Origin of the sequence: Candidatus Alistipes pullistercoris (genome assembly GCF_027665465.1) — a bacterium.
Taxonomy (GTDB): Bacteria; Bacteroidota; Bacteroidia; order Bacteroidales; family Rikenellaceae; genus Alistipes_A; species Alistipes_A hominis.
The window spans coordinates 452,098-474,683 of the sequence record NZ_JAQDED010000002.1; the positions used below are offsets into that span (position 1 = coordinate 452,098).

A 22,586-nucleotide genomic window follows, 5' to 3' on the forward strand; every position below is an offset into this window, starting at 1 on the left:
CTATGAAATTCAAACTGTTTCTCGCAGGAATCCTGCTGTCGGTATTGCCGGCGCTGAACTCTTGCAACGGATCCGGCGGAGCGAAACGCGCCGGAGGCGACACGGAAGTGACCGAACTGCGCTGCCGCGACCTGGACGATCCGGAAGGCGTCGATCGGGCCGTATTCAGTTGGCAGATCGAATCGGAAGCCGACAGCGTCGTGCAAACGGCCTGGGAGATCGAAATCGCTTCCGACGAAAAGGCTTTGAAGAATGGAAAAGCCGACGTATGGTCGTCCGGCAAACAACTTTCCGACCAGCAACTGAACGTCCGTCCGCAGGGCGCCGACCTGAAACCGGGCGAGCGTTACTGGTGGCGCGTCCGCATCTGGGACGGCGCCGACCGACCGACTTCGTGGAGCGATCCCGCATCGTTCTCGCTGGGTCCCGCAGCCGACCAATGGCAAGCGAAATGGATCACCGCCCAATGGGAGGAAGGCAGTCCGCTGCCCTATTTCCGCACCGTTTTCAACGCGGATCAACCGGGTACGAAACCGGTACGCGCCGTGATCTACCTCTCCGGTCTCGGGTGCAGCGACCTGTTTTTCAACGGCCGCCGCGTAGACTCGACCCGGATACTCGACCCGGCTCAGAGCAATTACGAACTGTATGCGCTGTACAGCACGTTCGACGTGACCAACCGACTGAAAAAAGGGGACAACTGCATCGGCGTGATGCTCGGCGACGGCTGGTACAACCAGGGCAAGGTATGGGGCCCCGGGTTCAGCTACGGCAAACCGATCCTGCTGGCGCAAATGGAAATTACTTATAAGGACGGTTCGAAAAAGATCATCGGCACGGACGAAACCTGGAAATGGGCGCCCGGGCCGGTACTCAGCTCGAACCTCTACGCCGGCGAGGTATACGACGCGAACAAGGAGATCGCCGGCTGGGCCGATGCGAAAACTCCGTGCGCGGACTGGCAGTCCGCACTGCCGGCCGGAGGCGTTATTCCGAAAGAACTGAAACCGCAACTGATAGAACCGATCCGAATGAAACAGGAGATCGCTCCGGTAGCGTTGTGGCAGGATCCGCAGGGCAACTGGATCTACGATTTCGGCGTCAACGTGGCAGCCATCCCGCTGCTGACCGTCGAACAGCCGGCCGGCACCCGGATCAAAATGCGGATGGGCGAAACGCTGGCCGCCGACAAGTCGATCGAATACAACACGACCGGCGTAGCCGCGACCGGCGTCGTACAGACCGACGAATACGTCTGCACCGGAAAAGGCAAGGAAAAATGGACGCCCCGGTTCACGTACCACGGATTCCGCTACCTCGAACTATCGGGCGCGGCGACCCAACCCGAAAAAGACTGGCTGAAAGCGGTGGTCGTACACACCGACGTCGAACGGATCGGTACGTTCGAATGCGCCGACCCGCAAATCAATCGCCTGCACGAACTGGCCGTCCGGACGATGTTGAGCAACATTCACGGCCTGCCGACCGACTGCCCGCACCGCGAACGCTGCGGCTGGCTCGGCGACGCCCATGCGGTAGCGCCGTTCGAAAGTATGAATTACGGCATGAATAACTTCTGGATGAAATACATGGGCGACGTCAGCTCTTCGTCGTCGGTATTCCTCGAAAACACGCTGCATCAGAAGCTGCACAACAGCGAATTTTATTTTGCAGACAAGCAACCGGGCATTCCGTTCATGATCTCCCCGGGACGCCGCCTGTGCGGCGTGGCATCGCCGGACTGGGGCACCGCCGTCGTCCAGATCCCGTGGGATATCTACCTCTATTTCGGCAACAAGGAAGCGCTCGAAATCTACTACGGCGAAATGAAACAATGGGTCGATCACATCGCGGCGCTGACCGAGAACGACATCGTTCCCTACGGTCTGGGCGACTGGTGTCCGCCGAACGGAAACGCGGCGATCGACTGCCCGATCCCGGTCAGCTCGACAGCGTTCCACTATCACGACGCGGACCTCGTTTCGCAAGCGGCGGCCGTACTCGGCAAAACGGAAGACGCGGCGCATTATGCCGCCCTGCGCGACCGGATCGGCAAGGCTTTCGTCGATAAATTCTACGACAAAACGAACAAAACGTTCGGCAGCCAGACCGCAAACGCGATGGCGCTGGCTTACGGCATGGTGCCGGCCGGCGACGAAAAAGCGGTTTCCGACGCCACCGTCCGCAACATGAAGGAGAAGTACGACAACTTCATGCATACCGGTATCTTCGGATTGGGCCACATCGGCCAGGCATTGTCGCGCTACGGCAACAGCCAGGCAGCCTGGGACATGTTCACCAAAACCGGCGAAAACAGTTTCGCCTACATGTGGACCGACGCCGACGCCACGACGCTGTGGGAAACGCTGCCGGTCAATGCAGCCAGCAAGGAACTCTGCCTGAGAGGAAGTTCGCTGAGCCACCCGATGCAGGGCGTCTACGACACGTGGTTCTATGAAGACATCGCCGGCATCCGTCCGGACGCTTCGGGCCCCGGTTTCAAAGTGACCCGTTTCGAACCGACGATGACGGCCTACCTGCCGTGGGCGAAAGCGACGCTGGAAACCCCGTACGGCGAAGTCAAAAGCGACTGGAAACAGGAAGGCGGCAAAATGGACTGGAAGATCGAAATTCCGGCGAACGCCTCCGGACTGGTAGCCCTGCCGGACGGCAAAACCGTTACGGTCAACGGCCAGCCGCTGGACAAAAACCGTTATCCGACCGCCGGACAAGGCGCGGAAAATCCGCTGTACCGCTTTCCGTCGGGACACTACGCGATTGTTATCGAATAGCACGCGTCCATCAAAAAGCAAGGCGGATACCGATCGGTATCCGCCTTGCTTTTATTATGAAACCGAAGTTTACGATTCGATATACCCGAACCGGCGCAGTTGACGTTCGTCGTTCCGCCAGTTGTCGTTCACTTTGACGTACAATTTCAGAAAAACCTTTTTATCGAGAAACTGTTCAAGCTCCTCGCGGGCCTCGGTGCCCACCTTTTTGAGCTTACCGCCCTGATGGCCGATAACGATTCCCTTCTGGCTTTCCCGTGCCACGTAGATCGTCGCCGCAATCCGATCCATATCCGCGTCCTCTTTGTATTCGTCGATCACGACCTCGGTGCAGTACGGAATCTCTTTCTGGTAATTCAACAAGATTTTCTCGCGGATGATCTCCGACGCGAAAAAGCGCAGCGTTTTGTCGGTCAGCGTATCTTTCGGGTAATAGGGCTCGCCCTCGGGCAGGGCCGCCAGGATACGGTCGAACAGCCCGCCGATGTTGAAATTGTTCAGCGCGGACACCGGCACGATCTCGGCGTCGGGCAGCACTTTCCGCCACCGTTCCACCAGGGCGTCGAGCGTCTCCTGCGTAGTCAGGTCGATCTTGTTGATCACCAGGATCGTTTTGGTCCCGCCGCCGGCGATCTTCGAAACGATCCCGTTGTCGTCTTCCGGTTTTTCGAACACGTCGGTCACATACAGCAGCACGTCGGCATCGGAGAGCGCGCTCCGTACGAAACGCATCATCGACTCCTGCAACTTATAATTCGGATTGAGTATCCCCGGCGTATCGGAATAGACGATCTGGAAATCGTCGCCGTTGACGATCCCCATGATCCGGTGGCGGGTCGTCTGCGCCTTCGACGTGATAATCGACAGGCGTTCCCCGACCAGCGCGTTCATCAGGGTCGATTTTCCCATGTTCGGGTTCCCAATGATGTTGACAAATCCTGATTTATGCATAATCGATGTGTTTCGGACAAAGATACGGCTTTATTTCCGGAAACGATAAAAACATCCGGCGCAATGTGCACGCAAAAGGAGGACGGCGATCGATCGTCGTCCTCCCGTTCATCCTGCTTTCCACCGGACGCCCTATTCGTCCTGAGGCTGCTCTTCCGGACGCGGACGATTTCGGTCCTGCATTTTGGCGCGTTGTTCCGTCCATTTTTCATACTGTTCTTCGGTCAGCACCTTTTTGATCGATTCGTCCATTTTGGCCATCCGTTCGGCATGCGGACCGCCCTGCCCCTTACGGCCGTCGGATTTGTCTCCCTGTTTCGGACGGTCGGATTTCTTCGGACGGTCGGATTTCATCTTCGCAGAGTCGGCCCGCACCGCACGATCCGCTTTCATCTCTTCGAAATTGGAGAGGAATATCCGGCGGATCTGCTCGGCCTGGTCGGTCGACAGCGAAAGCTGTTCGGTCATGCGCTGCGTCATCCGGTCGGCCCGCTGCTCGGGAGTCATTTGTTCGCGGTGCTGCGGCTGAGCCGTCGCACCGATCGCGGCAAACAGCATTGCGAATGCCGATACAAAAAAATGTTTCGCTTTCATAATTTCAAAATTTAATGTTTACAGGAATCCTGTTCCGCAAAAATAATTCCAACGGCGCAGAGCGATTCCGAGAAATCGGCGAAACGCCGAATCGGCGCGGCGAAACGACCGGACGGAACGGCAAAACGCCCTGCCGGACGCGGAACTAACGCCAGAAAGAACGGTCGAAGGAGGCCTCGACGCGCATTTCGACGCTGTCGGGCAGCGCTGAATAGAAATCCATGCCGAGCACCCGTTCGAGACTGTCGACGCTGATCGCATAGCGAAAACAATCCCCGGCCGGACGCTCCGTATTCGGGATCAGGAAAGCGATCGCCCGGAAAGTACCGCCGTCCCGCGCCAGAATCGTTTTAAAAAACCGCTGCGGAATCCCGACGCCGCCCCGGATGCGTCGCAGCGACGGGGTCAGTTCGCCGCCGGTCACGATGTAGAGCGAATCGTAACGCGCCGCCCAGCGCCGCACCCGTTCTTCCAGCCTGCGCCACGTCCCGCGGTTCAGTCCCGGCCGCTGCGGCGAAACGTTCGACAAACGGAACGTAGCCCCGTTCTCCTGCGGGGTATCGTTCCGGTCGGCCGACGGCAGCAGGTGTCCCCGATCGAAACCGCTACCCGTATAATCCCGGTCTGCGGCCGAAGGCCACCCGCGGGCGATCACTTCCGGATCGCTCTTGAAAACCCCGCTGCGCTTCACCCCCTTGCCGGATACATCCCTGCGCGTCAGCAGGTAAGCTACCCAGGCAGCCTGACGATAAGCCGTATCGTACAGCATCGTATAGCGTCCCTCCGGACAACGGACGACAAACTCGTCGTTCGCGAAAAAAGGACAGGCGAGAATCTCGGGATCGGTTTCCGGCGATCCGCCGGAGCGCGCGCCGCGTTCCGCTTGCCGTCCACCCGTCCAGGGACGCACCGCAACGACCTGCGAAACGATCGCCAACACGACGATCGCCAACACCAGCAACAACACGATTTTCCAATGGGTCTGCCTCGATATTTTTATGGGGGTTCGTTTTTTCATGGCCGCGTAAACCGCACCAAAGGTAAAAAAATATTATCTTTGACGCATCAGACATCCGATAAATCAGAATCTATGCCATCGTCCAACTTCGTCGACTACGTGAAAATATTCGGCCGCTCCGGTAAAGGCGGCCCCGGCTCCCGCCATTTCCGCCGCGAGAAATTCATCGAATTCGGCGGCCCGGACGGCGGAGACGGAGGCAACGGAGGCAGCATCGTCCTGCGCGGCAACAGCCAGTACTGGACGCTGATCCACCTCAAGTACAAGCGTCACATCTTCGGCGAGGACGGCGAAGCGGGCAGCGGGGCGCGCTGCTCGGGGAAGAACGGGACGGACGTCGTCATCAACGTGCCGCTAGGCACCGTCGCACGCGATGCGGAAACCGGGGAAATCGTCTGCGAAGTCACCGAAGACGGACAGGAGGCTGTCCTGCTGAAAGGAGGCCGCGGAGGACTCGGCAACTGGCACTTCAAAACGGCGACCAACCAGGCTCCGCGGTATGCGCAACCGGGCGAGGATTGCGTCGAAGGATGGTTCATCCTCGAACTGAAAGTGCTTGCCGACGTCGGGCTGGTCGGATTCCCGAACGCCGGGAAATCGACACTGCTGGCAGCCGTTTCGGCGGCGAAGCCCAAAATCGCGAATTACGCTTTCACGACCCTCGAACCGAATCTGGGCATCGTCGAATGCCGCGACCACAAGTCGTTCGTGATGGCCGACATCCCCGGCATCATCGAAGGGGCGCATACCGGCAAAGGGCTCGGAACGCGCTTCCTGCGTCACATCGAACGCAACTCGATCCTGCTGTTCATGATCCCGGCCGACACGAAAGACGTGCGCGAAGAATACCGCATCCTGCTGAACGAACTGGAACAATACAACCCCGAACTGCTCGACAAGCAGCGCCTGCTGGCGATCACCAAAAGCGACCTGCTGGACGAAGAACTGCAAGAAGCCATCGCCGCCGATCTGCCGGACATTCCGTCGATCTTTATCTCGTCGGTCAGCGGGTACCACATCCGACAACTCAAAGACATGCTCTGGGAAGCCCTGCAACGCGACAATCAGTAACCGAAAACATACGCGGGCCGGAAACGGGGCAATTCCATCACCGCATTTTTCGGCGATACGACTTTCAACTGATAATTCCGGTTGAACCAACTCAGAATCCCTTCGATATAACCGCTGCCCGAAGGAAGCGGCCAATTTGCGAAGTCGGCCTTCGCAGAAGTTCTCACGATCAGCGTATCCCCCGCGGGATCGACCAGATGCCGATCGGTATCCGACATGGTGTCGCACCAGTTCTCCGAGCACTCCGCATCGACGAACTGCACCCGTTCGAAAGCCACGTAACGGCTTATCCAGGCGGCCGCCAGATCGGAAAAAACGAGGGTATCGGGACGAATATCGGTCACGCCGCCCTGCTTTTTCAGAAATTGAGGCCAGACCGACTGCGGAATGAACCCGTTTTCGTAAGCGAAATCGTCCGACGCCGCGCCCAGCGACACCACGCCTCCGTAGTCGCCCAGCACCAGCCCCTGGCAACGGATCCGTACGCTCTGCCCGACCGGAAATACGGTAAAGAGATCGCGTCCGCCGACTTTGACCTCGATTCCTCCGGTGGCATCCTGCACGACCAGCGTATTGCGGAACGCCCCGTAAGCATCGTTCGCCGTTACGACGACGCGCAGTTCGACGTCATCGGTCACACGAAGCGGATAACCGCGATACAGCGATTTCAGGTAAGCGACCGACACCGGATCGCCCCCGGGACTCTCTCCGTCGTCCCGATCGAAACCGTTTTTGGACACGCAGCCGGCCAACAGCAACAGCAGACAGCAGCTAATCAACCTGTACATCATTCAAATCACGCATTTTAAGTTCATACACCCGGCGTCCGCCCACTTTTCCGGGCAGCAGAATACCGGTCACCGAAACCGGCCCGTGCGGAACCCGTTCGCCGGCAAACGAAGCGTAACCGCTCGTATAGACATAAACAGAATCCGCTCCGCACCGGAATTTCAACAAGGCGCTGCGCGGCGTACCGTCGGCCGATACCGCCGCAGGGACGGCCCAGGTCGTATCCGACGGCGTATCGAGGCACAGCCGGGCGATCCGCACCAAACAGCCGATCCGGTCGTCGTTCAACCCGGCGATCGTCGTCGGCAGCGCTGTCGGCAGGATCGTTTCGCCGGTTCGCAACAGATGACGCCGCACGATCGCCGGACTCTCCATCGGGGCGACGGGTTCCGTCGCCGAACCGCCCCGCAAACCGATCCGCAACAACCCGTCGTCCAGCGCCGCGGTCAGGCCGTCGGCGGACAACGTCAACCGGCAACCGACCGGATAATCGTTGTGCAGATCGTACAGTCCGGCGCAGACCTCGACCGCGCCGGAATTGTCCTCGAGCATCAGCGTCCGGTAGAAATTATCGGCCCGGTCGGATGTGGTCACATACCCCGACAACACGACCCCGGAGCCGGAAAACGCAACCGGGCCCACCGCACACCGTTCGCGGAGCGTGGCGACCGACATATTGGGCAACGGCGCGGTTTCATCCGCAGGATGCGGTTCGCCGAAATCGTCATAACCGCACCCGGCGGCCAACAGCGCCGCAGCGCATCCGATCCATATTTTTATAAATCCATTCATTTTCGACCTCGTCAAATCTAAAAACGAAAATTCACAGTCAGGTAATAGGTGCGCGGATAGGCGTACAGGTACTTCGATCCGAAAGCCGTGATGCTCTGGTTTAACCCCGTCCCGCTTTTGCGCAGCCGCATCTGTTCGTAACCGCTGTAAACGATCTCCTTGCGGTTGGCCAGATTGTTCACCGCCGCGCTTACCGACAGGTAACGACTGCCGAGTCGAAACGATTTCGACACGAACAGATCGATCGTAAAAGCCTCCGGAAAACGCTCCTGCTCCGTCAGCGCTCGCAAGTCTTCCGGCGAAGCGGCATAATCGTACACCCGGCCCATCCGGTTCAGCGGACTGACCGTCGTGTAATGGTCGGCCGCATAATTGACCGACAGCGAAGCCATCCACAGTTTCGCCCCCCGGTAGCTCAATTCAGCCGAAGCGATCCGCTGCGGCGACCCGCCCAGGCGATACCCTTTCAGCAACGAACGGGCGCGGTCGGCGATCACACTGCCATCCTTGTCGGACAGGATGCGTACCGACGGATCGTTCCGGTAACTGTTACGGGCCTGCGATGCGGCGACACGCAGAGCGAACCGCCGCGTAAGCAGCACCTCGGCCCCGAACTCGACTCCTGCATACAGTTTCCCGATCCCCGAAAGTTCCATGTCGGAATAGACCGACGCGATATCGTCGTAGTAGCGGCGCACTTCGGATTCGCCGCGCGAAACCGTCGCATACGCGCACAGTTCGAGTCGAACGGTCCGGCCCGCGTACCGGTAGCTCAGCTCGCCGCCGAACCGGTTCGCCGTACGCGGATCGCCAACCGTACGGTTCCGATAATCGATCGACACGAACACATCGCGCGCGGCCGGAGCGACGTCCTCGTACAGCAGGTCGAGGCGCAACGTATGCGCCGGCGTGAACAGGCAATCGATCCCGCCCTTGAGCGTATATTCGGTAAAATGCAGCCGGGAGGAGCGCCCGTAGGAGTCGCTTCCCGGAAACAATTCCTTCTCATAACGCCCGTTGCGGGAATATCCGACCTGGGCTACCCGCAACGCGACGTATCCGCCGAAACGCTCGTCGGAGCGGTTCCTCAGATCGGCCGTAAGCCACCCTTCGCCGCAGACGTAATCCAGGTCGTAGTCGTACCCGTACCGCTCCCCGACGGCCACCCGGCGGTCAGGCGCGCGCAGGTTATTCTGCAATTTGTCGCCGAAATAGCGATCGTCGATCAGGTACGGGTCGATGTCGAACAGAAAAGCGGCACTGAGCAAGTCGTCCAGCCGGTTGTAAGCGGTCGTCCGGTCGATCCGCACACGCACCCCTCCCCGCAATCGCAGCGTCCGGGAAGGATGGTAATCGAAACAAGAAACGAACTGCCAGTTCCGGAACCGATCTACGGCGCTGCCCAGCACATAGGCGGCCGGCAGCGTATCGCGATTTCCGTTGGCGAGGTACAACTCCTCCCAATCGATCTGCGTAACCCGGACGTCGCGCTGCCTCCATGCCGCGGAGACGGCCCCGGACACCTCCGGATTCTCGTAGGAACCGGGCAGGTAGCGGTAATAGTCGGGCAACGGATTGCGCGCGTCGTACCAGTCGAGCGCCGAACGCGAAGAGGTGCCCCACAGAGCCGAAACGGTCGTAGTAAGGTTCCAGCGGGTGTCCGCTCCGCAACGCCAGGTAATCAGCGCCATCGGCGTCCGTTCGCAGCGGACGCGGGACGGGCGGACGCGTCCCTGCTGGTATCCCCAGGCCGGATTGTAAAGACGATCTCCGGACGCTTCGAATGCTTCGCCGGTCGAAGCGCTGCGCAATCCCCGCTCGGACGGGGCCATCAGGAACACGGCGGAAAGGGAATTTTTCGCGCCGAGCCGGCGCCCGAGCGAAAGACACAGCGACCACTCGTCGGCGTAGACGCCCCGGATATGCCGGTCACGCCCCCAGCGCCGGGTTCCGGCCGCTGCGAAAGCCCAGCCGCCGCCCAAGGTTCCGGTCGCGATTCCCGCACGCAAACCCTGCCGGAAACGGCGGTCGGTAAACATCCAGCCTGCACGGCCGCCGGGCGGCTCGTGCAAAACGTCGAGATCGTATTCGCAAATGTTACCGGCATTGCCGACCGTCGAAACGGACGGCGCGATCCCCGGCTGTTCATCCAGCCGGACGGGAGCCTGGCGAACGGCCGTTAGCACATTCCAGAACGGCTCGCCGGTAACCGGATTGTCCAGATCGATCCCGTTCAGCAACCGGCGGCTGCAATTCCACGCATAACCGCGCCTCGCATAACGGACGAACGAAAAACGATACCGCGACAGCGAAGCGAACGGCCCGTCGTAAGCCGAAAGCGGCACGGACAACCACAAGGAAACGGTATCGCCGTCCGGTTCGTAACGGTCGACGACATCGAAACGCTGCTGTTCGTCGAAAACCACGACGCTGCCCTGCCCGTGCAGCGACACGGAAAAAACAAGCATCCCGAGAATCGGCAACCACCGTTTGTTCATGGCAGACAGTTTTAACCCGCACGGGCGCACGGCCCCTCCGCTTCCGGCAAAACACCTCCGCCACCGCTCTCCCTCCGATCGAGCAAGCACGCAAAAAAAACCGTCCGGGCTATGAAGTTACGCAAACCGAACGATTTATACAACTTTTTAGAACATTATTTTGCTTTACAGCAATATTTCACACGATTCCGCAAGGATACGAAACAAACGTGGGAATGCCTTTTACAGACATTCCCACGCCGTTCGATCGGTTTATTACGCTGTGAGCGCTACTGCAATAATTTTTTGACCGCCTCGGAAATCGCGCGGCCGTCGGCCTGCCCGGCAAGCTGTTTGGTGGCCACTCCCATCACCTTTCCCATATCCGCCGGCGAAGCGGCTCCCACCTGCGCGATAATCGCTTTCAGGACGGTCTCCAGTTCTTCTCCGCTCAATTGTTTCGGCATAAACACTTCCAGCACGGCCGCCTCGGCCAATTCGTTTTCGGCCAGTTCCGGTCGGTTGTTCTGCGTATAAACGGCGGCCGACTCCTTGCGCTGTTTTACCAGCTTCTGAATAATTTTCAGCACGGCGCCGTCGCTGATTTCGTCCGATCCATCGGCCGTTTTGGCCAGCAGGATCTCCGCCTTCACGGCCCGCAGGCCTGCCAGACGCACTTTCTCCTTGGCGAGCATCGCCGCTTTGATTCCGTCGTTAATCTCTTTTTCCAGACTCATATCGGTATTTTTTAATTTCTATGTTCAACGATTTGTCCGGCTCCGGCCGCACGCCGCTAAATATCGATGTTGGCATACTTGGCATGCCTTTCGATAAATTCCCGGCGCGGCGGCACGTCGTCGCCCATCAGCATCGAGAAGATACGATCCGCTTCGGCGGCGCTCTCGATATTCACCTGACGCAGGATACGCGTTTCGGGCGACATGGTCGTTTCCCACAACTGTTCGGGATTCATTTCCCCCAGACCTTTGTAACGCTGTACATGGGCCCCTTTCGACCCGAATTCCGCCAAAGCCGCCTCGCGCTCCTCTTCCGTCCAACAATAGCGACTATTCTTACCCTTTTTGACCTGATAGAGCGGCGGCGTCGCGATATAGACGTGTCCGTTTTTGATCAGGTTGTTCATGTAGCGGAAGAAGAACGTTAGCATCAACGTCGCGATGTGGCTGCCGTCGACATCGGCATCGGTCATAATAATCACGCGGCCGTAACGCAACTTATCGAGGTTCAGCGCCTTGCTGTCGTCTTCGGTTCCGATCGTCACGCCGAGCGCAGTGAAGATATTGCGGATCTCCTCGTTCTCGAAGATCCGGTGCTCCATCGCCTTCTCGACATTCAGTATCTTACCCCTCAACGGCATGATAGCCTGAAAATTCCGGTCGCGGCCCTGTTTGGCCGAACCGCCTGCGGAATCGCCCTCGACGAAGAAAATCTCGGCCTGATCGCGATCGCGCGACGCGCAGTCGGCCAGCTTGCCGGGCAGCCCCGATCCGGACAACACCGTTTTGCGCTGTACGAGTTCGCGCGCCTTGCGGGCCGCATGCCGGGCCGTGGCGGCCAGGATCACCTTCGACACGATGGCGCGGGCGTCTTTCGGGTTCTCTTCCAGATAGTGCGTCAACGCGCCGGAAATCGCCTGATCGACGACGCCGGCGACTTCGCCGTTGCCGAGTTTGGTCTTGGTCTGTCCTTCGAACTGCGGCTCCTGCACCTTGACCGAGACGATCGCGGTAAGCCCTTCGCGGAAGTCGTCGCCGTTGATCTCGAATTTCAGCTTGGCCAGCATACCCGAATCTTCGGCGTATTTCTTCAGCGTCCGGGTCAGCGCCCGGCGGAAACCGGTCAGGTGCGTACCGCCCTCGATCGTATTGATATTGTTGACGTACGAATGCACGTTCTCGGAGAAACTCGTATTGTACTGCATCGCCACCTCGACCGGAACGCCGTCTTTTTCGGTATCGATATAGATCGTGTTTTCGATCAGCGATTCGCGGCTGGCGTCGAGGAACTTGACGAATTCTTTCAACCCTTCGGTCGAGTAATATTCGTCGTGAACGGACTCCCCGTTTTCGTTCTTCGTGCGCAGGTCGGTGATATTGAGCTTAATTCCCTTGTTCAGGTAAGCCAATTCGCGCAGGCGCGAGGCCAGCGTCTCATAATCGTATTCGGTGACCGTAAAGATCGAACTGTCGGGTTTGAAGGTAATGATCGTTCCGTGATCGTCCTCGGTCGTCTCGCCGATGATTTCCATGGTTCCCTGCGGAACGCCCTTGCTGAAGTTTTCCCGGAAGATTTTTCCTCCGCGGTGCACTTCGGCGACCAGCAGCGTGGAGAGCGCATTCACGCAGGACACGCCGACGCCGTGCAGACCGCCCGACACCTTATAACTGTCCTTGTTGAACTTACCGCCGGCATGCAGCACCGTAAGCACCACTTCGAGGGCGGGACGCCCTTCCTTCTCGTGCATATCGGTCGGAATACCGCGCCCGTCGTCCTTAACGGTGATCGAGTTGTCCTCGTTGACGAAAACGTCGATGCGGGAACAGTACCCGGCCAACGCCTCGTCGATCGAGTTGTCGACCACTTCGTACACCAAATGGTGCAACCCCCGGACTCCGACGTCCCCGATATACATCGCGGGGCGCTTGCGCACCGCCTCGAGGCCCTCGAGCACCTGAATGCTGGAAGCGGAGTACGCCTCCCCGGTTTGTTGGATCTGATCTTTTTCCTCTACGCTCATATATTTTTCCTTTCTATTAATTTACTCTGCCAAAAAGTTGCCGGCCAGAACCGTTCCGGCCGAACGGATCCCGCCCCGGCGCACGGCATTCCGGCCCACCGAAACGCCCGGAACGATTCGAACAAAGATAGTCATTTTTCCGCTAAATTCCAAGGATCGAATGGAGATCAATCTCGGCCACTTTTCCCTGATGAAAACGCAGCGTACGGGACGGATACTGCTGGATATTGCTGATGTTATGCGTCGACATCAGCACGGCGCACCCGCGTGCGACGATCGACGCGAACAACTGCATGATCCCGTCTGCGGCGGCGGGATCGAGGTTGCCGGTAGGCTCGTCGGCGAGAATCACCTGCGGGTTGTTCAGCAGGGCCCGGGCGATCGCCAACCGCTGCTGTTCGCCGCCCGACAACTGGAACGGCATCTTATACTCCTTGTTTTGCAGGCTTACCATGTCGAGCACTTCGGCGATCTTGCTGCGGATCTGCAATTCGTTTTTCCACCCGGTCGCCTTCAGCACGAAATGCAGGTTCTGAAAAACGTTCCGGTCGGTCAGCAATTGGTAATCCTGAAACACGATTCCGATCCGGCGCCGAAGGTACGGCACGTCTTTGCGGCGCATCCGCCGCAGGTCGAACCCGACGACCATCCCGCCTCCTTCGCGCAGCGGCAGTTCGGCGTAAAGCGTCTTGAGCAACGAACTCTTGCCCGACCCGACCCGGCCGATCAGATAGACCAGTTCGCCGGGAAACACCGTCAGATTGACATCCGACAGCACCATATCGCTGGTTCTGCCGTTACCCCGGAAACTGGCCTCCCGCAGGGCATCGTCGAAATGGAAAATCGCCACATCCCGTAGTTCTATCACCGCATTCGGATTCATCGCTTTCAAATTTGATCCGGCCCGCCGACACACATTTCCCGTGCGGGCACATTTAACAAAACAAAGATACCGATTGTTTGGACAGCATCTCCCGTTTGTTGATGAAGTGTTGATATTTTTCACGTCCCCGAAACGTCCCCGGATATCTCCGGACGAATTTATATTGCCCGTAAAAATAATTCTTCCGAAAAAACGTATATCTTTGTACCGGGATCTTACGGTAGTGCGATCCCGATCAGGGGCTGACCGGTTTTGACAGCAGGCAGAGTCTGATTGTAAGCACGCCGAGCGTTGTGTGGACTCTCGTAAAACTGAATGCTCAAACTACAAATGGCGATAATAGCTATGCACTCGCTGCTTAATTTTACAGAGTAAAATGGCTTAATCCGGCAGTCCAAGGAGGCTGTCAGACGAGTACCCCGCCGAAGCTTCGTTCCGTAGCGGAAGGCACCGGGGTATCATTCAAACGGAAATAGCGGATCGGATGCCTATAACGATTCGCGAAAATCAATAGGCTGGGGCCGTAACTGGGTCGCCTTCGACCAGGTTGCGGCAGAAGGATCAACCGAAGGATAAGCGTGTAGAAAGCTTTTGGGTTCCTTGTTTGGACGAGGGTTCGACTCCCTCCAGCTCCACAAACAGGCCAATTGTCGTCTGTTAAACGAAAATATCCCGCTTTACTTTTTCAGCGTAAAGCGGGATGTTTTTTTGAGATTACGCGATTACATCTATTGTGCCTGCCTGCCGTTCACCCTGATTTCAGTATCGGGAAATAGATTCCGGATCCGGTCGATTCCTTCTTCGTCGATCCTCCCAGACAGCTCCAATTCCCCGATCTTTACTTTTGCCAGCTCATCCGGGATATCGATCTCGTCCGTAAATTCCATTTTCAATTTATTAACCCGTGTGAGTTCCAGCAAAACAGACGGAAACTCTTTGACCCGAATAGAAATGCCATCTTCCCTGCCTTTCTGCCGGGCATCGGTTTTCAATTTATTTTTCACCCCGTCATTCCGAACGTTTTTTTTCCGGATCATCCAACCGATCCGCGGCTTAAGAGCAAAATTATCTTTGTTCTGCTCCAAGCCTACAAAACCGGCCCAAAGCTCCAGGGGCGTCTCAACAATCTTATCGCCGTGTTCTTCCTGAAATTTCAAATCGACTTTTACAATCTCGTCAGGCAGACAATCCGTCCCTACCAACCGTTCCAGGTCGTTCCTTTTTCCCTCTTTATCGTACGGGAAGAACTTGACGATCCATCCGTCTATTATCTTGGGCGCTCCGTATTTCTTCTGCGAATGATATTTAAACATATTGCGCCAGAACTCCTGGTCTATTTCGCCTTTCGACGCTTTGACGAACTCTTCCAAAAGGGGCTCCAGTTCGGAAATCCACCATTCCAGCCCGTATTCTTTCAACCCTCTGGCCTTACACAATACTTTCTCCCAATCTTCCGGCGTTCCTTCGAGCGTTATTTCGGGAATTCCGCAAACGATACGCAGCACGATAAACTCGAAATACGGTTTCGCGGCCTCCATCAAGGTCACTTCGGAAGCCACCTTTTCCAAAGGTGTCGTCGTCGAAAAATCACAGGTCAGCAACCCGACCAATTTATCCCCGCCATACTTTCCGATCTGTTCGGTAAATTCGGAAAAAGTTTCCTCCCATGCGAAATCGGGATCATCCGGTCTCTTGTCTGTCTTCACAATCAACGATTGTTTCCCGGTAAAATCGGCAAAATAATGCCTCACGGACTCCGGGTCGGCTTCCACATGCCGTGCAAACCCCTGGCTAACCAACAGCCAGATCATGTCCGGGGACAAAACGAACGGTCTATGATCCGCATAAGCCTGATACATCCCGTAAAAAAAAGAATTGTACTGGAAGGAAACCAGACTATCCGGAATCTCGCCCTTGGCTATGATACTAAACGGATAATTTAAATTTTCCTTTAGCTGATACGGCTCCAATCCGGCTTCGGACAAGATAAGCCTTTTGTAAATATCCTCGCAGGATCGCACGGGAAGCAATTTTTCGGGTTTCGAAAGTTCCTCGACTTCGAAAGTAACTTTATGTTGGGCAAACGCGGAAAGGTTCCCGAACAGACACAGGCAGAACAGTAATTTTTTCATAATACCGGATTTTGTCGTTTTCGATGTCAATTCTTCGGACAAGTCTGTACTTCAACGGACGACCGTAGACAAATATAACATTATTTATTAAAAATACGGCAAACGCGATATCGAAATATTATCGTCCAACGGACAATTCGCCGAAATCGTAAAATGAACGCCGAAACTTCTCGGACTTTCCGCAGGGATCAAAAATGGCGCGGTTCTTGGAAATTTCAGGATCGGAACCGTCCGAAGGACAGCCGCCCGCGGTTTGCTCCGCGCCCGTGCCGTCGCATGACCGTCCCGAAAAAAATCACAGAACCTCTAAAATTTACAACCATGAACGACCGCGTCAAGGAAAAGGCCGAAAAGGTAAAACGGAAAATCGATGCCGGCATCGACCGGACGGCCGAAAAGATTTCGGATGTATCCGACAGCGTCCAGCAGCATGCGACGCACGTAAAACATGCCGTAAAAGAAAAAGTGGCCCGAGCGGCGGATTCCGTCAAAGAGAAAGCCCAGCACATCAGCGATTCGATGCGGGAGACGAAATAAAATCGTTCCTGCGTCCGCGCTGAAAATACGGATCGTCATCCGAAACGAATATCCGCACCGACGCGGCCGGTCTGCAAATGCCGCAGCCGGTTCGCAACGCCCCAATTCATGCCGGACAATCGCCGACATGCAGCCTATCACGAACACCGGCCGGCGCTATTCGTAGCGCCGGCCGGCATTTTGAAAACGAAACGCCTCAGGCATCCGTTCCGAGTAGCCTTCGCACCGTTTTTCTCAAATCGTCCGGCGAATAAGGCTTCGAAACGACCGTATTGCATCCGGCGGCCAAAGCTTGTTCCTTCTCGCTGTAAAAGACGTGCGCCGTCACGGCGACGATCGGAACGTCGGGCGAGATCGCGCGGATTTTTTCGGTCGCCTCAATCCCGTTCATCACCGGCATCCGGATATCCATCAGGATCAGGTCGGGACGTTCGCGCACGAAGCTGAGCACCGCCTCCTGCCCGTTCGGCACCCACCGAAGCACGTATTCTTTGGACAGCGCGGCTTCGAGCAATTTGAAATTGGTTTCCACATCCTCGGCGACCAGAATCACTTTCCGCCGTCTGTCCGCCGAGCCTTCCGCATCCGTGCATACGGCCGTGGCCGAACAGCAAGGCAAACAAAGCGTAAACGTACTCCCCTCGCCGACCTGCGAACGCACCTCGATCCGTCCGCCGAGTCGCTCGGCGATGCTCCGGCAGATGGAAAGCCCCAGCCCCGTCCCCTGCACAAAATCGTTCAGCTTTTCGAAACGGTCGAAAATAAGCGGGACTTTCTCCTGCGGGATACCCCGTCCGGTATCGGTCACAAATAGTTCCAACCAATCGTTCCGCAACTTCGCTCCGAGGGTGATCCACCCCCGATCCGTATTTTTGATCGCGTTCGAAAGGAAATTGAAAAGCACCTGCGTCAACCGATTGCGGTCGGAAGAGATCCATACCGGCAGCCGCGGGCACTCTATTCTGAAACCGACTCCTTCCTTCATTTTCAGCCGGTGCACTTTCTCCACCTCCTCGAGCAATCCGGTAATTTCCACCTGCTGAAAATGGGTTTCCGCCCGTCCGGATTCGATCCGCGAGAGATCGAGAATATCGTTGATCAACTGCAGCAACAGGTTGCTGTTTTTGCGAATGATATCCAGGTATTCCTCCCTGTGCGCATCGCAGTCATCGGCGGCGAGCAACTCCGAAAACCCGACGATCGCATTCAGCGGAGTCCGTATTTCGTGGCTCATGGTGGCCAGAAAAACCGATTTCAACCGGTCGGCCTCCACCGCTTTTTTCTTCGCGACGATCAGTTCCTCGGTGTGCCGGACGCGGTCGCCCACGTCGTGGATCAGCGCGAGCACCCTGTTCCCTTCAAACGGGGCGATCCGCGCCTGAAAATAGTGCCGTCCGTCCTTGTCCAGCGGATATTCGATCTCTTTAATCTGACCGTCCTGCAGGCACTCCCGTATATTGCGAACGAACAGATCGCTCACCTCCGGCGAATAGATCGTCCGCCCGTCCGCTCCGATCAGCTCGTTCACCGGATGGAGCAGGATCGTGCCCCGAGACATCAACACGTCGGTAATAACAAAACGGTCGTCCAGGATAAAAATAAATTCCGGCAATGCCTCGACGATTTTCCGGTTCCGCTCTTCGAGGCTCCGGATGCGGGCCTCTTTTTCGCAGCGGGAAGTGATGTTCGACGTATAGGCGATCAATTTGCGGGGACGACCCTGTTCGTCCGGCTCGCAGGAGAAAAAACAGTCTTCCAGCCAAACCGCCTGCCCCTCTCGGCCGACGCAGCGCACCCGTATCTTGGATACTTTGGTATCGGATGCCAACATGCATTCGAAAGCGTTTCTGTAAGAATCGACGTCGTCGGGATGCGCGAAACGGTAAAAATCGTCGATATCCGCGAATTCGATGCCGGCATCCCGGAGCCCCAGCACCCGGAAATAATCGTCGTCGAAACAGCAGGCTCCCGTCGGGATATCGTATTCCCACAGGGCGATCCGGTGAGCCGCCAGAACGGAAATGACGTTTCGGTATTTGTTTTCGATCGAATGATCGTGCTTTTCAGGAGGAAAAAAGCGGTCGTTTTCGTTCATGTCACACTTTTTGGATAGCAGTCCGATAGTAAAAGTATAAATAATCGCGTTCGAAGATACCTCTGCGGATATTTTTTCACCGGATTTTTCTGACCGCCATCCGAGCGTTATCGGAAACATCTCAGTAAGAATGCACTGCAAACCGAAAGCAGCCGCGACGCCCGCCAGGGCGACGACCGCTTCCCGTAAAATTCAATCTATAAATCCAACTTGACGACCGTAATGCCGGCCCCGCCGAGTTCTTCGTGCTCGTCCCGGGCGCTTTTGACCAGATCGACCGCGCGCAGGTAATTGCGAATCTCCTCTTTGAGGGCCCCGGTACCTTTGCCGTGCAAAATCCGGATTTCGGAAAAACCCAGCATGATCGCCTCGTCGACAAAATCCTGCGTAGCCTGCAGCGCTTCGGACACCCGCATACCGCGCACGTCGATCTGCTGGGTAAATTGCAGCCGGCGTTCGGCCGTACTGTAATTCGTGACCGGAACGGGCGCGGAACGTTCGTTGCGCACCGCCTTTTTATATTCGGCATTCGAGATGGGTTCCAGCCGCTCGGCGTCGAGAGTCGTCAGAATTTGCCCGAAACCGACGGTGGCCCGCTTACCGCTCACGCTAACAACCTCGCCTACGGCATCCTGCCCTTTGATCCGCACTTTAACGCCCGGCTCTACGATCCGGGGCTTTTCGGGGGGCGGCGCAGGCGTCGCACTCCCGGTCTCCGGCTTGCGGTTGCGGCGTTCGGCACGGCGCTGTTCGCGCCGGCGGATCTGCTCGATTTTCCGGTCGATCGCTTCGTCTCCGGCGGAATCCTGTTCCAGCGTCTCTTTAAATTCCTCCATTTTGCGCCGCACCTCCAACGTCTTTTCCTTATCTGCCTGCGACTCGCGGATCACCCGGATCGTATTTTCGATCTGTTTGTTCGCTTCGGCGGTAATCTGCCGCGCCTCGGCCTTCGCCTCGCGCAACAGCCGGCTGCGCTCCGCCTTCAGCGTTTCCAGCTCGGACTGATATTTTTCGGAAAGTTCGTCCACGCGCTTTTCGGCCTGACGGATTTTATCGCGCTTTTGCTCCCAGTAACGGCGGTCGCGGGCGATCTCGCGCAACTGGCGCTCGATGTTGATATGGTCGCTGCCGGCTTTTTCCGACGCGCTGCGGATGATCTCTTCCGGAAGCCCGATCTTGCGGGCGATCTCGACGGCGAACGAACTGCCCGGCTTCCCCATTTCGAGCCGGAACAACGGGCGGATGTTCTGCACGTCGAACGTCATCGCGCCGTTCTGAATGCCGCGCGCATTGCTGGCGTAGTATTTCAGATTCGAATAATGCGTGGTAATCACGCCGAAACAGTGCCGCTGTTCGAACTTCTCAAGCAGCGCCTCGGCAATCGCTCCGCCGATGATCGGCTCGGTACCCGTGCCGAACTCGTCGATCAGAATCAGCGAACGCTCCCCCGCGCTGCGGAGGATATTCTTCATATTCAGCAAGTGCGAACTGTAAGTACTCAGGTCGTTTTCAATCGACTGCTCGTCGCCGATGTCGATGAAGATATCTTTGAAAATCCCCATCTCCGAATTTTCGGAAACCGACACGAGAAACCCCTTCTGAAGCATGTATTGCAGCAGCCCGACCGTTTTCAAACAGACCGATTTGCCGCCGGCGTTCGGCCCCGAAATCACCAGGATATGCTTGTCGTCGGTCAGGGTCAGATCGAGCGGAACGATCTCCTTCCCTTCGCGCCGCAACGTCTGCGCGAGCAACGTATGCCGGGCCCGGATCAGGCGGATCGAACTGCGGTTCTCGACGATCGGCAACGTACAGTCGTTGGCCAGCGCGAAACGCGCCTTGGCCCGGATGAAATCCATCGTCGTCAGGAAATCGCCCGACTCGCGGATACGGGGCAGGTCGGGACGGATCGCATCGGTAAAACGGGTCAGGATACGCACGACCTCGCGGCGCTCCTCGTATTCGAGCGCCTTCAGTTCGTTGTTGAGCTCCACGACCTCGATCGGTTCGATATAGACCGTCTTGCCGGTCGCCGACTCGTCGTGGATCAGGCCTTTGATTTTCTTTTTATTGGCGGCGGCCACCGGGATCACGGCGCGCCCTTCGCGGATCGAGACCGACACGTCGCCGTCCACGATGCCCGAAGCCTGCGCCTGTCCCATGATCTGTTGCAGGCGGCGCGACACCTGGCTCTCCCGGTCGCGGATCGTCCGGCGCAGCGAGAACAGTTCCGCGGAAGCGTTGTCCCGCACCTTTCCGAACTTGTCGACGATCGAGTCGATGTGGTTGATGATCTCCGGAAAACCGTCGACCCCGCTGCACAGGGCCCTCAACTGCGGATACTGCTCGTCGGTACGGGCATTGAAAAAGGCGACCAGCCCGTGGACCATCGCCAACCCTTTGCGCAACGCCGCCAACTCGCCGACATCCAGGAAAGAGCCCTCGACGGCCCCTTTTTTCAGGAACGCGTCCATATCGACAAAGCTGCCTTCGGGCAGTCCGTTGTCCATCATCAACACCGTTCGCATCTCGAAAACCTGACCGAGACGCGCGACGACCGACTCGTAGTCGTCACTGAACGCCGCCTCGAAAAGTTTATCGACTGCGCCCTGCGTCACGCAGAGCGCCTTGACCTGGCTACGGATACGATCGAAACCGATCTTATTCTCAAAATTATCGGGATAAACCAAAACTTTCGGAAAAAAATTAATACGGTAAACGGACGCGCTATTCGTCCCGGTTGCGCCGGCCGAACACCGACACGTTGATATAACGGCTCGGGTGCGCTTTCAGATCTTCCAGCAGGGCCGACAGATTCGCCGTGGCGTCCACCAGTTCGTCATACAACGCCTGGTCGTTCAGGAACCGACCGACCGTGCCGTCTCCGTGGTTGACTTTTTCGAGCGTCGTGTTCAGCGATTCGAGCGTCGTGGTCACCTGCGCGATCATCGTCGGAATCTTCGACTTGCTTAGCGAATCGCTGAAATTCTCGACGTTGGTGACGATCCGGTCGATCTGTCCTGACTTGCCGTTCAGCGTTTTGGACAACTCGTTCAGGTTCTGCACGATCTCGCGAACGTTGTTTTTCTCCCCGGCGATCACTTCGTTGAGATTACCCGATATCGAAGCGATGTTCGTGAATGTCGCATTCAGGTTGTCCTTGTTGTCGGCCATCAGCGTATTGATATGTCCGAGCGTAATCATCAGTTGGTTGATCACGTCGTTGGCGCGCTGTTTCAGGAACTCGAACTCGCTGCCGGCCACCTCCAGGAAATCCTTGTTGATCTCCGAAAAGAGCGTATCGCCCTGTTGCAGGTATTTGGCCGACTTGCCCAGTTCCAGTTCGACGGCCTTGCCGCCCATAAGCCCGTCGCTGAAAATCCGCGCCTTGGTATCGTCCGGAATCTTGAATTTCGACTTGATCGAAAATTCCACGACCACCTTATCCGACCGTTCCGGATCGAAGCTGATATCGCTGATCGACCCCACCTTATAACCTTTGATCAGCACGGCGGCCGACGACTGCAGGCCGTTCACCTGATCGTATACGGCATAGTAATGCACCGACGACGTGAACAAATCCCGTCCCTTAAGGAAATTGATCCCCCAATACAACGCCGCGATCATCAGTATCCCGAAAAAGCCTATCTTAAATTCTCTGCTCAGTTTCAATTTCATGCCTAAAATTTTATCTGTC

16 protein-coding genes and 1 other RNA gene are annotated in these 22,586 nt (G+C 57.0%); 4 read left to right on the plus strand and 13 right to left on the minus strand.

Annotation, left to right across the window (positions count from 1 at the left end; genetic code table 11):
* Positions 1–2: 2 nt before the first annotated feature.
* Positions 3–2,792, plus strand: a complete 2,790-nt coding sequence (locus tag PGR91_RS05225) for an alpha-L-rhamnosidase (protein WP_118656414.1) — start codon at positions 3–5, stop codon at positions 2,790–2,792.
* A gap of 69 nt (positions 2,793–2,861) precedes the next feature.
* On the opposite strand, the gene era is transcribed toward PGR91_RS05225, so the two are convergent.
* The 3 genes from era to PGR91_RS05240 form a co-directional block, all read right to left on the minus strand.
* Positions 2,862–3,743 carry a GTPase Era gene (gene era / locus PGR91_RS05230; protein ID WP_055201954.1) on the minus strand — a complete coding sequence of 294 codons (882 nt, stop codon included), beginning with the start codon at positions 3,741–3,743 and terminating at the stop codon, positions 2,862–2,864.
* A gap of 132 nt (positions 3,744–3,875) precedes the next feature.
* Positions 3,876–4,337 (minus strand): DUF4890 domain-containing protein, encoded by a 462-nt coding sequence (locus PGR91_RS05235; RefSeq protein WP_118458747.1) that lies wholly within the window; start codon positions 4,335–4,337, stop codon positions 3,876–3,878.
* 145 nt (positions 4,338–4,482) lie between these two features.
* On the minus strand, positions 4,483–5,355 hold the full coding sequence (locus PGR91_RS05240; RefSeq protein ID WP_101571279.1) for a DNA/RNA non-specific endonuclease: 873 nt from the start codon (positions 5,353–5,355) through the stop codon (positions 4,483–4,485).
* A 72-nt stretch (positions 5,356–5,427) separates the two neighbouring features.
* Here PGR91_RS05240 and obgE point away from each other — a divergent pair, with 72 nt between their 5' ends.
* Positions 5,428–6,426, plus strand: coding sequence for a GTPase ObgE (gene obgE, locus PGR91_RS05245; protein WP_055201960.1), 999 nt, complete (start codon positions 5,428–5,430; stop codon positions 6,424–6,426).
* Here obgE and PGR91_RS05250 read toward each other — a convergent pair.
* The 6 genes from PGR91_RS05250 to PGR91_RS05275 all read right to left on the minus strand — a co-directional run bounded on the left by PGR91_RS05250 (position 6,420) and on the right by PGR91_RS05275 (position 14,125).
* Entirely contained in the window at positions 6,420–7,217 is a 798-nt protein-coding gene (locus PGR91_RS05250; protein ID WP_101571281.1) for a DUF5689 domain-containing protein, read from the minus strand. The two genes, obgE and PGR91_RS05250, sit on opposite strands and share 7 nt — an antisense overlap.
* Complete coding sequence (locus PGR91_RS05255; RefSeq protein WP_101571283.1) at positions 7,198–8,007, minus strand: DUF5689 domain-containing protein; 810 nt, start codon at positions 8,005–8,007, stop codon at positions 7,198–7,200. The genes PGR91_RS05250 and PGR91_RS05255 overlap by 20 nt, the downstream gene beginning before the upstream one ends.
* A 17-nt stretch (positions 8,008–8,024) precedes the next feature.
* Positions 8,025–10,505: a hypothetical protein gene (locus PGR91_RS05260; RefSeq protein ID WP_118656416.1), complete on the minus strand. Its 2,481-nt coding sequence runs from the start codon at positions 10,503–10,505 to the stop codon at positions 8,025–8,027.
* A gap of 269 nt (positions 10,506–10,774) precedes the next feature.
* A complete protein-coding gene (locus tag PGR91_RS05265) occupies positions 10,775–11,221 on the minus strand; it encodes a GatB/YqeY domain-containing protein (protein WP_101571287.1) in 447 nt (148 codons plus the stop codon).
* Between the two features lie 56 nt (positions 11,222–11,277).
* On the minus strand, positions 11,278–13,242 hold the full coding sequence (gene gyrB / locus PGR91_RS05270) for a DNA topoisomerase (ATP-hydrolyzing) subunit B (RefSeq protein ID WP_055201970.1): 1,965 nt from the start codon (positions 13,240–13,242) through the stop codon (positions 11,278–11,280).
* A gap of 142 nt (positions 13,243–13,384) precedes the next feature.
* Positions 13,385–14,125, minus strand: a complete 741-nt coding sequence (locus tag PGR91_RS05275) for a cell division ATP-binding protein FtsE (protein WP_055203458.1) — start codon at positions 14,123–14,125, stop codon at positions 13,385–13,387.
* A gap of 238 nt (positions 14,126–14,363) precedes the next feature.
* On the opposite strand from PGR91_RS05275, the gene ssrA reads away from it, so the two are divergent.
* Positions 14,364–14,763: a transfer-messenger RNA gene (ssrA, locus tag PGR91_RS05280) on the plus strand.
* Positions 14,764–14,853: 90 nt separating this feature from the next.
* Here the strand turns inward: ssrA and PGR91_RS05285 are convergent.
* Positions 14,854–16,257 carry a DUF4419 domain-containing protein gene (locus PGR91_RS05285; RefSeq protein WP_118656418.1) on the minus strand — a complete coding sequence of 468 codons (1,404 nt, stop codon included), beginning with the start codon at positions 16,255–16,257 and terminating at the stop codon, positions 14,854–14,856.
* A gap of 321 nt (positions 16,258–16,578) precedes the next feature.
* Between PGR91_RS05285 and PGR91_RS05290 the strand changes: the two genes are divergently transcribed.
* Positions 16,579–16,794 (plus strand): hypothetical protein, encoded by a 216-nt coding sequence (locus tag PGR91_RS05290; protein WP_055202000.1) that lies wholly within the window; start codon positions 16,579–16,581, stop codon positions 16,792–16,794.
* 196 nt (positions 16,795–16,990) lie between these two features.
* Here PGR91_RS05290 and PGR91_RS05295 read toward each other — a convergent pair whose 3' ends face one another.
* From PGR91_RS05295 to PGR91_RS05305, 3 genes are all read right to left on the minus strand, one after another.
* Positions 16,991–18,889 (minus strand): ATP-binding protein, encoded by a 1,899-nt coding sequence (locus PGR91_RS05295; RefSeq protein ID WP_101571295.1) that lies wholly within the window; start codon positions 18,887–18,889, stop codon positions 16,991–16,993.
* A 197-nt stretch (positions 18,890–19,086) separates the two neighbouring features.
* The gene (locus PGR91_RS05300) at positions 19,087–21,579 is read right to left on the minus strand and encodes an endonuclease MutS2 (RefSeq protein ID WP_101571297.1); all 2,493 of its coding nucleotides are present in this window, start codon (positions 21,577–21,579) and stop codon (positions 19,087–19,089) included.
* A 37-nt stretch (positions 21,580–21,616) separates the two neighbouring features.
* Complete coding sequence (locus PGR91_RS05305) at positions 21,617–22,567, minus strand: MlaD family protein (RefSeq protein WP_101571299.1); 951 nt, start codon at positions 22,565–22,567, stop codon at positions 21,617–21,619.
* Positions 22,568–22,586: the final 19 nt, after the last annotated feature.